The sequence below is a fragment of the Trinickia sp. EG282A genome (assembly GCF_040965455.1).
GTDB lineage: Bacteria > Pseudomonadota > Gammaproteobacteria > Burkholderiales > Burkholderiaceae > Trinickia > Trinickia symbiotica.
In genome coordinates, this window is the sequence record NZ_JBFRCC010000001.1 from 1473747 (window position 1) to 1488426 (window position 14680).

13 protein-coding genes are annotated in these 14680 nt (G+C 63.4%); 6 read left to right on the forward strand and 7 right to left on the reverse strand.

Going from position 1 to position 14680, the window contains the following annotated elements:
* Positions 1–2 precede the first annotated feature (2 nt).
* Positions 3–914 carry a LysR substrate-binding domain-containing protein gene (locus AB4Y31_RS06750; protein WP_368673221.1) on the forward strand — a complete coding sequence of 304 codons (912 nt, stop codon included), beginning with the start codon at positions 3–5 and terminating at the stop codon, positions 912–914.
* Here the strand turns inward: AB4Y31_RS06750 and AB4Y31_RS06755 are convergent.
* The 7 genes from AB4Y31_RS06755 to AB4Y31_RS06785 form a co-directional block, all read right to left on the reverse strand.
* Positions 851–2605 carry an L-aspartate oxidase gene (locus AB4Y31_RS06755; RefSeq protein WP_368673222.1) on the reverse strand — a complete coding sequence of 585 codons (1755 nt, stop codon included), beginning with the start codon at positions 2603–2605 and terminating at the stop codon, positions 851–853. The genes AB4Y31_RS06750 and AB4Y31_RS06755 overlap by 64 nt on opposite strands.
* Positions 2606–2612: 7 nt before the next feature.
* Complete coding sequence (locus AB4Y31_RS06760; protein ID WP_018443545.1) at positions 2613–3224, reverse strand: FumA C-terminus/TtdB family hydratase beta subunit; 612 nt, start codon at positions 3222–3224, stop codon at positions 2613–2615.
* A gap of 36 nt (positions 3225–3260) precedes the next feature.
* Positions 3261–4130: a fumarate hydratase gene (locus AB4Y31_RS06765; protein WP_368673223.1), complete on the reverse strand. Its 870-nt coding sequence runs from the start codon at positions 4128–4130 to the stop codon at positions 3261–3263.
* Between the two features lie 32 nt (positions 4131–4162).
* Positions 4163–4570, reverse strand: a complete 408-nt coding sequence (sdhC, locus tag AB4Y31_RS06770; protein ID WP_368673224.1) for a succinate dehydrogenase, cytochrome b556 subunit — start codon at positions 4568–4570, stop codon at positions 4163–4165.
* A complete protein-coding gene (locus tag AB4Y31_RS06775; RefSeq protein WP_026230199.1) occupies positions 4567–4908 on the reverse strand; it encodes a succinate dehydrogenase in 342 nt (113 codons plus the stop codon). Before AB4Y31_RS06775 ends, sdhC begins: the two co-directional genes overlap by 4 nt.
* The gene (locus tag AB4Y31_RS06780) at positions 4905–5639 is read right to left on the reverse strand and encodes a succinate dehydrogenase/fumarate reductase iron-sulfur subunit (protein WP_368673225.1); all 735 of its coding nucleotides are present in this window, start codon (positions 5637–5639) and stop codon (positions 4905–4907) included. Before AB4Y31_RS06780 ends, AB4Y31_RS06775 begins: the two co-directional genes overlap by 4 nt.
* Positions 5640–5843: 204 nt before the next feature.
* Positions 5844–7769: a potassium transporter Kup gene (locus AB4Y31_RS06785; protein ID WP_368673226.1), complete on the reverse strand. Its 1926-nt coding sequence runs from the start codon at positions 7767–7769 to the stop codon at positions 5844–5846.
* Between the two features lie 431 nt (positions 7770–8200).
* Here AB4Y31_RS06785 and AB4Y31_RS06790 point away from each other — a divergent pair, with 431 nt between their 5' ends.
* The 5 genes from AB4Y31_RS06790 (at position 8201) to AB4Y31_RS06810 (ending at position 14671) form a co-directional block, all read left to right on the forward strand.
* On the forward strand, positions 8201–9763 hold the full coding sequence (locus AB4Y31_RS06790) for a methyl-accepting chemotaxis protein (RefSeq protein WP_368673227.1): 1563 nt from the start codon (positions 8201–8203) through the stop codon (positions 9761–9763).
* 128 nt (positions 9764–9891) lie between these two features.
* Positions 9892–11190: an L-fuconate dehydratase gene (locus AB4Y31_RS06795; protein ID WP_368673228.1), complete on the forward strand. Its 1299-nt coding sequence runs from the start codon at positions 9892–9894 to the stop codon at positions 11188–11190.
* A 336-nt stretch (positions 11191–11526) separates the two neighbouring features.
* Positions 11527–11778 carry a plasmid stabilization protein gene (locus tag AB4Y31_RS06800; RefSeq protein WP_026230197.1) on the forward strand — a complete coding sequence of 84 codons (252 nt, stop codon included), beginning with the start codon at positions 11527–11529 and terminating at the stop codon, positions 11776–11778.
* Positions 11775–12194: a type II toxin-antitoxin system VapC family toxin gene (locus AB4Y31_RS06805; RefSeq protein ID WP_368673229.1), complete on the forward strand. Its 420-nt coding sequence runs from the start codon at positions 11775–11777 to the stop codon at positions 12192–12194. Before AB4Y31_RS06800 ends, AB4Y31_RS06805 begins: the two co-directional genes overlap by 4 nt.
* Positions 12195–12430: 236 nt before the next feature.
* On the forward strand, positions 12431–14671 hold the full coding sequence (locus tag AB4Y31_RS06810) for a TonB-dependent receptor (protein ID WP_368673230.1): 2241 nt from the start codon (positions 12431–12433) through the stop codon (positions 14669–14671).
* Positions 14672–14680 lie beyond the last annotated feature (9 nt).

A 14680-nucleotide genomic window follows, 5' to 3' on the forward strand; every position in this document is an offset into this window, starting at 1 on the left:
GTATGAGCGCGATTCGCTATTTCGTGACCTTTCTCGCCGTGGCACGACACGGCTCGTTCGCGGCCGCCGCGGAAGAAGTCTGCCTCACGCAGGCGGCCGTCGGCCTGCAGATGCGCTCACTCGAGCGCGATCTCGACATGGTCCTCTTCGAGCGCACGCCGCGCTCCATCTCGTTGAGTGAGCAAGGGCGCATGATCGTGCCGCTTGCCGAGGCGCTCGTCGCCGACTATCGAAGGATTCTCGCGACGGGCGAGCGAGCCGAGTTGGCCGGTGTCGTGCGGGTGGGGGCGCTCGTTTCTTCGCTGATGGGCGCATTCGCCGATGCGATGCTCGATCTGAAGCGTCGCTATCCGCGGCTCGAGCTAAAGCTTTTCACGGGTCTGTCGAGCGATTTCGCCGAGCGCGTGGAAGGCGGGGATCTCGATGCCGCGATCGTGACGCAAGCGCCGGCCGGCTTTCCCGCCGCGCTCAAATGGACGGCGCTCTACAGCGAGCCGTTGGTGTTGATCAGTTGCGCCGATGCGCCGAATAGCGGCATCGGCGGACTGCTCGAAGAGCCGTTCATTCGGTTCGATCGCCAGACCTGGACCGGGATCCTGATCGAAAACGCGCTGCAAGGTCTGGGCGTCGGCGCGCACGAGATCATGGAACTCAATTCGATCGAGGCGATCTGCGAGATGGTGCGGCGCGGCTTCGGCGTCGCCATCGTGCCGCGCCTTGCCAACGCAAACTGGGATCCGGCCTCGGGGTTGCGGGTGACGGCGTTGCCGGATCGGATCGAGCCGCGACGCGTGGGCTTGCTTGAGCGGCGCGAGCATTCGCGCGAGGCGTTTACGCAGGCCGTCAAGCGTCATTTCATCGACATGCCGGCGGACACGGCCGGAGACGCGGGCGCCGCATCGATGAGCGACTGACCTGGTATCACTCGCGTGAACGCCACCCGGCGGCGCGTTGCCTCGAACGCGCCGTCGACATGGCGAAGGCAGACATACTCGGAAGAGTCGAGATCGCCCGGTTCCGGAAAGTCTTCCCTGTAGTGCGCGCCGCGCGAGTTCTCGCGCAAGATCGCGGCTTCCGTAATCGCGCGGCTCACGAGAGTGAGGTTGTGCAGGTTCATCCAGTCGTGCCACGACAGGTTGAAGCGCAAGTCGCTGCCGTCCACGCCCGTGCGATCGAGCTCGGCTTCGATGTCCATCAGCGCGGCGCGCGCGCGGGCGAGGCCGGAGGCGTCGCGCAGAATGCCGACATCGCGCCACATGAGCTCGTAGAGCGATTCCCGGATCGCTTCGAGGTTGCCCGGGCGCAGTCCGAGCGGGCGCCGGCAGCGGTCCATCGCGCGCGAAATAGCTTCGCGGCTCGGCGCTTCCAAGCCGCACTGTTGAGTGGCCCACTGCGCGAGCGTATCGCCCGCGATGCCGCCGAATACCGTTGAATTGGCCACGCCGTTGCCGCCCAGCCGGTTCGCGCCGTGCACGCCACCGGCGTCTTCGCCGGCGACGAAGAGGCCCGGCAGTGTCGTCGAGCAGTCGCGCTCGAAGACGACCCCGCCCATCATGTAGTGCGCCGTCGGCACGACTTCAACCTGGTCGCCCGCGAGGTCGAAGCCGCAATCCGCGCAACGCTCGACCATGCCTTTGAATCGCTGCCGCACCGTGTCGGGGCCCAGATGCGACATGCGCAGGTAGACGCCGCCGTTCGGCGAGGCTTTTCCGGCTCGCAGCTCGCGGTAGATGCTGCGTGAGACGATATCGCGCGTGGCGCGCTCGCCGCGCGGATCATAGCGGTGCATGAAGCGCTCGCCATTGCCGTCGAGCAGGTAGCCGCCCGCTCCGCGGAGGCCCTCTTCGAGGACCGTGCCCGTCATGCGCGTATGCGTGCCGGCGAGAAGACCGGTCGGGTGGAACTGGACCATCTCCATGTCGCGCAGCGTCAGGCCCGCGCGCAAGGCCATCGCCATGCCGTCGCAGCTCTTGTCTCCGCTCGGCGTGTGGTACTTGTACATCGTCGGCCCGCCGCCCGTCGCGAGCAACACGCCTTTGGCCCGCACGAGCACGAACTCGCCCGATCGCATGTCGATCATGAGGACACCCGCGAGCGCATCGCCGGTATCCGATTCGATGAACTCGACGGCACGGTGCTCCTCGAGCCGCCCGATGCCACGCGCCCATACCTGCTCGGCGAGCCGGTTGATGATTTCGATGCCCGTCTGGTCACCCTTATGAACGGTGCGATCGAACGTCTGGCCGGCGAACGCTTTTTGCCGGACCGTGCCGTCCGGGTTTCGATCGAAGAAGCATCCGAGCTCGTTTTCGAGCTCGTGAATGCGCTCGATCGCACCATTCACGAGGATCCAGGCCAGCTCCTGATTCGATAGCCACTTGCCGCCTTCGATCGTGTCCATGAAGTGGCGCTCCACGGAATCGCCGGGCGCGAGGGCGACGTTGTAGCCCCCCTGGACCATGCGCGTGCAGCCGCATTTGCCGAGCAGCCCCTTGACGGCAACGGTGATGCGAAGGTAGGGCGCCGCGGCATGCGCGTGCAGCGCCGCGAAGAGCCCGGCGCCGCCGCTGCCGAGGATCAGTATGTCAGTGTCGTATTGCTTCATGATGCCATCAAGCCTTGATGCCGAGCGACTGCAGCACCGCTTTGCGCTTTTCCTGACTGTCTCGCTGGACGGTCGAGTAGAGGCTCGCTCCGTGGCTGTCCATCGCCACTAGCAAAGGGCCGAACTCCTTGATCCGGAAACGCCAGAGCGATTCGGGGTTAAGGTCGTCCAGGTCGACGTCCTCGATTTTCTCGATCCAGGTGGTCTCGAGGGCGGCGGTGCCGCCGACGATCGCGAGATACACGCCGCCATGCGTGGCGAAGGCACAGCTCGACGCGTCGGCAAGTCCGCCTTTGCCGATCACGATGCGCACGCCATACTGCGCCATCAGCGGCTCGGTGAAGCGCTCCATTCGCATCGAGGTCGTCGTGCCGATGCATACGGGCTCGTAGCCGGCAGGATGGGCATCGGAAGAGGGCACCTTACGCACGTTGGGTGCCGTGTGGATCACCGCGTGCCCGCGAAGGTCGAATCGCGTCTTACGGCCGCGGTCGAACATATGAATCTGCGTCGCATCGCGAATGCCGAACAGCGTGCCGGTGAGCGTTACCGTGTCTCCGACGCGAAGCGCGCGCGCCTCGCTTTCGGTAATGGGAGTGGTGAGCCGATAATGCGCCATCGTGAGTCCTTCTTTCGCAGGGCGTGCGTTCGCCGATCAGTAGCCGTACTCGACACCCGCGGCCGAGATCGTTGCTCGGGCGCGGCGTGCAGAATGACACTGCATGTTGACGGCGACCGGGTTCATCGTGATGTGCGTGGCGGCGAGTTCGATGTGGACCGCGAACGATGTCGCGTCGCCTCCGAGACCTTGCGGACCGACGCCAAGCTCGTTGACGACGCTCGAGAGCTCGGCCTCGAGTGCCGCCCCATCGCTGTCGGCGCAGCGCGAGCCGAGCGCGCGCGTCGCCGCGCGCTTCGCGAGCCAGACGCAAACATCGGAAGTCCCGCCGACACCGACGCCGACGATCGTCGGCGGGCACGTTTTTCCGCCCGCTTCCACAACGCAGTCGATCACGAAGCGCTTGATCGCATCGATGCCTTCCGCGGGCGTCGCCATGCGCAGAAAAGAGTTGTTTTCGGAACCGCTGCCCTTCGGAATCATTTCTATCTCGATCGTGTCCGGGCGCTCGTCGAATTCGAAATGGATCGCGGGTATCAGCACACCGCACGACGTATGCTCGTTGCGCCGCGTGAGCGGATGAACGACGGACGAGCGCAGCGGGTGTTCGCGCGTGGCGCGCGCGCAACCGTTTCTGATGGCGTTTTTCAGCGCAATGCCATCGAGCGATATTCCGCGGCCGATCGTGACGTTGTAGATCGGCAGCCCCGTATCCTGGCAAAGCAGGTTATCGGCCGATTCCGCCACGCTGATGTTCTCGCGCATGACGCCGAGCACGCGTCGCGCCGTCGCGTTCGTTTCCGATTGCTCGAGGCGGGCGATACCCTCCTTGACGTCGGGCGGCAGTCGCTTCAATGCCCGGATATAGAGCTCCTTCGCCACTTCCTCGATGAGATCCATGTCCATCGTTTCGTCTCTCCTTTATCGCGTGCCCGGCATTAAAGCGTGAGCGAGAGCGCGAATGCGAGCCCGACGACGAGCGCGCCGCCGGCCGTCAAGGCGATCAGGTCCTTGCGCAGGCCGCTCCATGGCCCGAACTCGATCAGCAGAATACGCACGCCGCCGATCAAGTGCGCGGCGAGCAGCGTCACCAGTCCCCACTCCGCAAACACAAAGGCGGGCTGCCGCGTGATCGCAAGAAACGATTCGAGCGCGCGCGCGCCGTGCAAAGCCGTGCCGAGCGCCCAAAAATGCGCGGGCAGAAAGAGGGCGAGCGCGACACCAGAGATCCGATGGACGACAAACGCCCACCAGGCGGGATGATTGCGGGCGCGTATATCGGCGCGACGTCCCGGTGTTGGGCCGCGAGTGCCCGTGCCGCCGGATAGCCATTCAACGTTGCTCATACGCCGCTCCCGACGAGTGCGAAGACCGCCCGCCAACCGGCGAGCGCGAGTGCGACGCCGACGGCCACGCTCGCCGCGCTCACCCCGTTGCCGCGCCAACCGAGCCACTCCTCGGCCACCCGGCGCAGGCCGATCGGCACGTGCACCGCCGCCGCGAGTACGAAAAACGAGTAGAACGCGCCCCATGCGACGTTGCCGTGCAGCCGTGCCACGATCGCGGCGGCGTTAAGGCCGCCGTGCACGACGACGATCATGGTGACGAGATGGACCGTGACGCAAATGGCGAGCGCCATGGCAGACATGCGCTGCCACCACCAAGCGCTACCCCAGGCTCTCATTTGAGCCCTCCTTTCGGCACACGGCCGCCGAGACGTTTCAACCCCGCGATGCTCGCGGTAGGCGCAAGTCCTTTGGGACAACGCTCCGTGCACGAGCCCAGCGTATGGCACGAATGGCAGCCCGCGTCGTTCGAGACGGCGTTCAGCCGCTCGCGCTGCGTGGTGTCGCGCACATCGTTGACCAGCGTCCACGCGCGGTTGAGCGCCGCGGGCCCGAGGTATGACGGATTCCATGCGACGACGTCGCAGCTCGCGTAGCAGACGCCGCAGCCGATGCATTCGATGCCGGCATCGGCCGCCTGTCGCTCCGCTGAACCCGGGTCCACGGTGGCGAAGGCGTCGTGTCGCGTTCGCTCGCCATGAAAGAAACCTTTCGCGTCGCGCCATTTATCGAAAAAATCGCTCATGTCGACCGCGAGGTCCTTGATGACAGGCAGGTGATTGAGCGGGGCGACTTCGAGTACGGCGCCGGCATGGGCGACGACCTTTGAGACGTGCGTGCGGCAAGTCCATCGCGCGCGACCGTTGACCGTCATTGCGCACGATCCGCACATGCCGACGCGGCAGGCGAACCGATAAGAAAGCGTCGGATCGACGTGGCGCTGGATATGGATGACTACGTCGAGGACCGTCTGGCTTTCCTTGCGCGGAACCTCAAACCGCTGGAAGCGGCCGTGTTCGTCGCCTCGCCAGACATCGACTTGCAAAACAGGTTCGACTATCGTTGACATCTCGGTCGTCTCGATCGTTATCGGATCAGCCGAGCTCAGTCTAAGGCGAGGGCCGCGCGCAAAACAGCCAAAGATTTTTGGGGCGAGATAAAGCGTTGATTTAGCTCGCCAGCCGCCGCAATAAAAAAACCGGCCGGAAGAGCAGGGCGGATCACTGCAACCCAGGGCAGCCTGCGAACCCGATAGGGCCTCAGGCAGGGCGCTTCAAATCTCGACCTGTGCGCCAACCTCGATCACACGGTTGGCGGGGAGCTTGAAGAAGGCTGCGATGTTGCCGACGTTGTGCAGCATCGCCGCAAAAAGGCGCTCGCGCCAGAGCGCCATCCCACGGCCCGATTTCGGCACCACGGCCGCGCGGCTCAGGAACCACGAGGTCTCCGAGGGCTCGAACGTGAGCCCCGCAATATTGGACGATCCGAGCGCCTGCGGCAGGTCGACTTCGTCCTTGAACCCGTAGGTGACCGTCGCCCGAAAACAGCCCGGACACAAAGGCTCCATCACGACGCGCTCACTATCGGGCACCCATGGCACTTCCTTCGTGACGACGGTCAGGAAAACCACGCGCTCATGCAGCACACGGTTGTGCAGCAGGTTGTTGACGAGCGCATGCGGCACGGCGTCCGGATTCGGCGTCAGGAAAATCGCCGTGCCGCCGACTCGCACCGGAGCGCGTGCGAGCAGCGAGGTCAAGTAGAGTTGGAGCGGCGTCGTGCCGGCGCGCACGCGCGCTTCTGCCAGCATCATTTCCCACCCACGGCCCCAGGTTGCCATGATCGTGAACATCACGGCGGCGATCACGAGCGGGAACCAGCCGCCTTCGACAATCTTCAGCAGATTCGCGGAGAAGAACGTCGCGTCGATCACGAAGAAGAACGCCGTCGCGAACACACAGAGCGCCCAGTTGTAATGCCATGCGTACCGGACGACGAAGAACGTCAGGAACGTCGTGATCAGCATGGTCCCGGTGACGGCGACGCCGTAAGCGGCGCCAAGCGCGGTCGACGAGCCGAACCCGAGAACGGCCGCGACGACCGCGGCAAGCAAGGTCCAATTGATGCCGGGCACATAGATCTGGCCGATTTCGCGCTCGGACGTATGGACGATGTTGATCCGCGGCAGAAAGCAGAGCTGCATCGCCTGCTTCGTCATCGAGTAAGTGCCGGAGATCACGGCCTGCGACGCGATGACGGTCGCGATCGTCGCCAGCACGATCATCGGGAAGATCGCCCATTGCGGAAAGAGCCGATAGAAGGGGTTCTGCACGGCGCCGGGATGGGCGAGCAACAGCGCGCCCTGACCGAGGTAGTTCAGCGCCAGCGCGGGGAAAACCATGCCGAACCAGGTGACGCGGATCGGCCGTTTGCCGAAATGGCCCATGTCCGCGTATAGCGCCTCCGCGCCCGTGAGCGACAGCACGACGGCGCCGAGCGCGACGAATGCGAGCCATCGATGGTGCAGGCAAAAGCCGAGTCCTTGCAGCGGATCGACCGCAAGCAGGATCGCCGGCATCGCAGCAATGTTGACGAGTCCGGCGATGCCGATCACGACGAACCAGAGCACCATGACGGGCCCGAATACGGCGCCGATGCCGCTCGTGCCGTGCTTTTGCATGAGAAAGAGTGCGATCAGCGCCCCGAGCGTCACCGGTATGACCCATGTCTTCAACACCGGCGCCGCGACCTCGAGGCCTTCCACGGCGCTCAGCACCGAGATCGCGGGCGTGATGACGCTGTCGCCGAAAAAGAGCGCGGCGCCCATCACGCCGACGACGAGCAGCGCATGGCGCAGGCGCGGCTTCGTCGCGACCGAAGAAGCGGCGAGCGCGAGCAGTGCCATGATGCCTCCTTCGCCGTGGTTGTTCGCGCGCAGGATCAGAACGACGTACTTGAGGGAGACGACGACCATCAACGACCAGAAGATCAGCGACACGATGCCGACGATATTGAACACGTTCAGCGGCAACCCGCTACCCGGGCCGAAGACGGTCGATAGGGTGTAGAGCGGGCTTGTGCCGATGTCGCCATAGACGACGCCGAGCGCGGCCAGCGCGAGCGACGACAGGGCCGGCCGGTGCGGGCCGCGTGCATCGATCCGCTCGGCTTCCGGTCCGGCGAGTGCGGGACGTCCCATTTGCGCCTCCTGATTCTGTCGCACCGCAGCAAACGGCTCGTGCGCCGCTGGCTGCGCGGGTCGTTCGTGTTCTTTTTTCGGAGCGGTCCGAGCGCCGGGGGATTCGTCGACGTCGGCATTAGCCACCGCAGCCACAACAAGTATAGGAAGTGCGCGCCCAAAACGCCGCGCGGGCCGCGGCCTCGATGGCCGTTGGAGCCTGACGGCTTTCCAGCGTGCCCGCCTTGCACCCGGCTCATTCACAACTGCCTCATACCAACCGCTGTCGGGCTGTCGCCACCGGGCAAATCCGAGTCGGTTTCTCGCAACAGGTCGCCTGGTCATATTGCCGATATCGCCTGAGGAAACACGTCGATCCGGTTCGAGGTGACCCATTTTCCCGGGAGAAGAGTTGCTGCGCCGCCTCCCAGGGCGCGGCGGACGATACCGCTATGCGAAGACTATTCACGATCCGCTCGGGCCTGGCCGCGACGATCGCGGGCTACACACTGTTGCTCATGCTCGTCATCGCGGCCGCGACCTGGTGCATTTATGCGGGCAATGCATCGCTCGAAGCGATGTACCTCGACGACACGGCCGCTCTGCTCCACCTGAAGACGAGCTCGGAACGCATGCTCGTGCTGCGCGGTGGATTTCGCGAGATCGAGCAGATCATCAGCGACGGAAAGGATGCGAAGCCGCAGATCGCGCGTTCGCATCAATTGCTCGCGCAAAGCAACGAGGAGCTCGATGCCTATCGCCGCCTGCATCTTCTCGATGCGGCGGAACGATCGCTTCTCGAGAAATTGCAGGCGAGTCGACGGGCGCTCATCGAGCAAGTGTTTCAGAAGTCCCTCTCGCAATTGGATGCGGATGACATGATCGATTTCCTGACGACGCAGCGAGAGGCGCCCGTCTCGCTCTTCACCGCGTACCAGGAGGCCATCGAGGAACTCGAAGCGTTTCAGGTCGCGCGGCAAAAAGCGCGCTTCGAGCGTGCAGACGCGCGCTTTCGTCGCGCGCTGTGGGCGCTCGGCGCAGCCGGCGTACTCGCGCTACTCGTGGGCTTGATCGCACAGCGCGCGCTCATGCAAGCGATCGTGAAGCCGATCAACTCGGCCGTCGAACATTTCAACCGGATCGCCACGGGCGATTTGACGGGTACCGTTGCCATCGCGCGCGACAACGAAATGGGCTTCCTGCTGGGCGCGTTGAAACGAATGCAAGAAGGGCTGACGACGACAGTGCGCCAGGTACGCGCGAGTACCGACACGATCGTGAGCGATGCGCGCGCGATCGCCGGCGGCAATCTCGATCTGTCGAGCCGTACGGAGCAGCAGGCGGCATCCGTGCAAGAGGCTGCCGCGAGCGTCGAGCAGTTGACGGCGACCGTCCAGCAAAACGCCAACAACGCACGCAGCGCGCGCGCCTATGCGGCGGATGCGTCTCAGATCGCAACGCGCGGGGGCGAGGCGATGCAGCTCGTCGTCGCGACCATGGATGAGATCACCGAAAGCTCGACGAGAATCGGAGGCATCGTCGGCGTCATCGACGGCATCGCGTTCCAGACGAACATCCTGGCGCTCAACGCGGCCGTGGAAGCGGCGCGCGCCGGCGAACAAGGGCGCGGTTTCGCCGTTGTGGCGGCCGAAGTGCGCAATCTCGCACAGCGCTCCGGCGCGGCTGCCAGGGAGATCAAAGCGCTCATCGGCGAGTCGACGCAAAAGGTAGCGGGGGGCAGCAAGCTCGTCACGGAAGCCGGAGCGACGATGGCCGACCTCGTTCGGGCCGTGGAACGCCTCGACGCCATCATGAGCGAGATCAGTCTCGCGTCGGACGAGCAGTCGACCGGCATCGAGCAGGTCAATATCACCGTGACGCAAATGGAAGAATCGATGCAGCGTAACGCCGCGCTCGTGGAGGAGGCGTCGGCCGTCGCGATGTCGCTCGAAGAGCAGAGTCGCCGATTGAGCGAGGCTGTCGCCCGGTTCAGCTTGCGGAATGATGGAGGATAATGCGTCCCATGCGTGCCGACGCGGTGCGACGAGGATCGGCGCGAAACCGATCCGGCGTCGGCGGACAGGGCAGCTTCGACAATACAATGCGAAACTCGGAGTCGATAGCCGCCGCCAGGAGGATGCAGATGACCACGATCACGAAGCTGTCCGTTCGAGACATTCGGTTTCCCACTTCGCGTTCGCTCGACGGCTCCGATGCGATGAATGCCGCGCCCGATTACTCGGCGACTTATGTGATTCTCGAAACCGATTCGCCGAAGGTGCTGGCGGGCCATGGTCTCACCTTCACGATCGGCCGTGGCAACGAAATCTGCGTGCGTGCGGTCGAGGCCCTCGCCCCGCTCATCGTCGGCAGATCGCTCGAGGAAATAGCGGCGAACATGGGCGCGTTCTGGCGGGCGTTCACATCGGACAGTCAGTTGCGATGGATCGGCCCGGACAAGGGGGCGATCCATCTGGCGACGGCGGCGATCGTCAATGCGGTCTGGGACCTGTGGGCGAAGGCCGAAGGCAAGCCGGTGTGGAAGCTGCTCGTCGACATGACGCCGGAAGAGCTCGTGCGCTGTCTCGATTTTCGCTATGTTACCGATGCGATCATGCCGGACGAAGCCATCGCGATGCTGCATCATCATGCCAAGACGAAAGGCGAGCGCGAACGGGAAATGCTGGCGCATGGCTATCCGGCCTATACGACCTCTGCAGGCTGGCTCGGCTACGACGACGACAAGATTCGCCGTCTCGCACGCGAAGGCGTTGCGCAGGGCTGGACGCACTTCAAGCAAAAGGTCGGCGCGAACCTCGAGGACGACATACGGCGAGCCCGCATCCTGCGGGAAGAGATCGGTGAAAGCCGCAAGCTGATGATGGATGCGAACCAGGTGTGGGAAGTGGATGAAGCGGTGGCCAACATGCGGCGCCTCGCTCAATTCGATCCGTGGTGGATCGAGGAACCCACGAGTCCCGATGACGTGCTTGGTCACGCGACGATCCGGCAGCGGATTCGACCGATCGGTGTCGCCACGGGCGAGCACTGCCATAACCGTGTGATGTTCAAGCAGTTGCTGCAGGCGCAGGCTATCGACTTCTGTCAGCTCGACAGCTGCCGCCTGGGTGGGCTGAACGAGGTGATCGTCGTCTTGCTGATGGCGGCGAAGTACGGCGTGCCCGTTTGTCCGCACGCGGGCGGCGTCGGCTTGTGCGAATACGTCCAGCACATCTCGCTCTTCGACTATATCTGCGTGTCGGCCTCTCTGGAAAACCGCGTACTCGAGTACGTGGACCATCTCCATGAGCATTTTGTCGATCCCGTCGTGATTCGCAACGGCCGTTATTTGCCACCGCAACGTCCGGGCTACAGCATCGAAATGCATGCGGCGTCGCTCGATCGCTATCGCTTTCCAGAGGGCCCGGTCTGGCACGCTTGAAGCGGCACGCAATCTTCCGCGCCCTCGATCGACATCGAGCACACCTTCGGCCGTTCGGCCAGCTATCGGCCGTCGTCTTCGACGGCGAAAATCGAATCCCCATCATCCTGAGCCGGACGAGATTGGACGCCGCGGATCGGCAGCGACTCGCCATCAAGCCGGGATGGTCCAACGATGAAACGCAATTTTCCGGACGACGGTGGCCGATGGTACGTGAACCAAGAAAGAAGGGCGGCTTGGCGGACAGGCCGCTTCAAGGGTCGGGGCTGTGTCATGCCCAGTTGCAGTCCGTGCAATCATTGATTAAAATGCCATCAATGATTAACGGAGGCTGGGGTGGCAAGTATGACGATCCGCAACATCGACGAGCAACTCAAGAGCCGCTTGCGTGTTCAAGCGGCCCGGCATGGGCATTCAATGGAGGACGAAGCTCGCGACATCCTTCGTGCCGCACTATCGACAGAAGCCGAAGGCAGTCAAAACAATCTGATCGAATCTATCCGCCGTCGCATCACGCCGCTTGGCGGTGTCGACCTGGAATTGCCGGCTCGAGAGGCCATCCGGGATCGGCTGGATTTCGGCGCATGATCGTACTGGATACCAATGTTCTTTCCGAAACGCTGCGGTCCACGCCGAACTCGCGCGTGATGGAATGGTTTGCCGCTCAATGGCGTGCCGCGCTTTTTACGACCACAGTGACTCGGGCTGAGATTCTGTACGGCGTGGGCCGTATGCCCGACGGTTCGCGTAAGCAGGCGCTATCGTCCGCGATCAAGGCCATTTTCGAAGAGGACTTCGCCGGCAGGCTCCTCAATTTCGATAGTGACGCGGCTGACGTCTACGCGGAGATTGCCGTGTCGCGGACGAACGCCGGTCGGCCGATCAGCCAGTTCGACGCGATGATTGCCGCGGTGGCCCGATCGAGGGGCGCGACGCTTGCAACACGGAACGTGAAGGATTTCGTCGATTGCGGCATCGCGGTGATCGATCCATGGGCGGGCTGACCGGACACATGTCGCCGCATGCTTCGGCGATTGAAGAACCCATTCGATGGCGCACCATGACGCGCAAGATGTTGTGCGTCCCCGCTCGACTTTTTAAGAAAAACGAAACGATCGGCAATCGATAATCTCGGTTGCCAGTCGGGGCGATCGCTTGCTCGGACACGGAGTTTGGCAAACGCCGTTGCGACCTCGCATACGGCGAATGTACCCACCGCGGACGGGAGGATAGCGAGAGCATGGGTTTCCGAAAGCCTTCAACGCAGGCGCCGACGATCGACGCGGCTTCGGTCGGCGCCTTATCCGTGCTCTTCATCGGTTTAACGCTTGCGCACACCGCACGGGCGCAGGAGCCGCAGCTCACGGATAACGGGAACGGCGGCCCGGTCGCCGCCGCCACGCTGCCGCCCGTGGAGGTGCGGGCCGAGAGCGGCGCACTCGCGCAGGAAGACGGACTCAACAACCCGGACCAGGTATCAGCGGTCAGCAAGACCGGTACGGCGCTCAAGGACTTGCCTGCGAGCGTGCAAGTGATTCCTCGTGCGTTGCTGAGCGAGCAGGGCGCGACGATGCTGCGGCAGGGCGTCGAAAACGCAAGCGGCGTGAATGTCGGCGGTCCGGACTCCAAGGGCTTTTTCGATCACTTCATGATCCGAGGACTGCAGGCGCAGGTCTACAACGATGGGTTCTCGGACGGAGACCAGGTCAACGGCGTCTCTCATTCGTTGAACGGAGTGAAGCGCATCGAGATTTTGGAGGGCCCCGGATCGGCGCTCTTCGGCAGCGGGCCGCCCGGCGGCACGATCAATATCGTTCACTACACGCCGTCGTCGACGTTTCATTTCGGTGGCGACATTCAATCGGGCTCGTTCGGCACGGTTTCGAGCAGTGCCTACGTGACGGGGCCGACAGGGGTTGCGGGTCTGAGCTATCGCGTGGACGCGACGGCATCGCGTTCCGACGGCTTTCGCGACCTGTCGAGCTGGGACGAGGAGATCCGGCCGACGCTTCAGTGGAAGGCCGGCAACCACAAGGTCGAGTTTTCACTCGAAGCGCAACGCATTCGAGAAACGCCGGATTCGTACGGCCTCATCTATTTTCACGGCTCGCCGATCACGACTGTCCCGATCGATGCCAAGTATTCGACTCCGTTTGCCGCGGCTCGTGGCAGTTACATTCGCCCGACACTGACGGACGAGTGGAAGGTTGACGAATTTCTGACTATCAATAATCGCTTTTCCTATCTGCATCGCAGCCTGGACTTCTTCAGCAACGGAGACAGTGCGAGCACGAAAGTGGTCGGCGATCAGGTAACGAGAAGGCAACTGCGGCATCAAGTCGACTCGGACAACACGTTCGACTATCAATTGGAGCCGGTCTGGAAATTTACGACGGGCAGCGTTGGCCATACATTGCTGACCGGATTCGAGTATCAACATCAAATCATCGATACGGTTCGCGCGACGGCGGACCTGCCGAACATCGCGGACGTGTTTGCTCCGGTGCCGCCGGAGACGTCGCTGGCGGGCTTGACGTTCCAATGCGACGCCAGACACTCCTGCGACAACGACCGCCTGCTCGCGAATTTCTATAGCCTTTACGCGACGGATCAGATGGACGTGACGGACAAGCTGAAGATCCGAGCCGGCGTGCGCAAGGACTGGTGGGAAACCTCCCTCACGCCGAATATCACGGTACCCGGCCGGTTCGACTCGCAGGGGCAGGCGCTCGTAGCGGGCACGACCTACACGCGCAACGATGCGCCGGTGAGCTGGAGCGTGGCGTTGCTATATAAGCTGCTGCCGTGGATGTCGCCGTACTTTGGCGTATCGAAGAGCTATCTGGCGAACTTCAATTCGGAGAGCACGCAGAACGGCATCGGCGCGCCGGAATCCGCGCTGCAGTACGAGGCCGGCGTGAAGTTCTCGTTCCTCGACGGCCAGTATGTGCTCAATACCGCGCTGTTCGACGTCACGCGCGACAACGTCGCCGCGCTATTGACGACCGGCGACGTCGAAAACGTCGTGTTCGACAGCCAGAGGACGAAGGGTGCCGAAGCCTCGCTCGACGCGAGCGTCACGGCGCAATGGCACGTGATTGCAAACTTCACGGCGCAGCATGCGGTCATCACGAGCAATCCGCAAGGCGTGAGTGCGGTCGGTAATCACCCACAGGGCGTGCCCGCGTACATGGCGAAGCTGTGGACCACCTATGAGTTTTCGATTGCCGGCGTTCCCGGGTTTCACGTCGGAGCGGGTATCGACTACATCAGCAAGACCTATAGCGACATCACCAACATCAACTCCGTCCCTTCCTATGTGATCGCGAATGCGGCTTTCGGATACCAGATGCGGCGCTGGGGCGTGGATGTCAATGTCCATAACCTGACGAACCGTCGATACTTCGTCGCGGCCAACAATGCCGGCGCCTATGTGGGCGAGCCGCTCAGCGCATTCGTCACGTTGCACGCCAATTTTTGACGGGCGCAA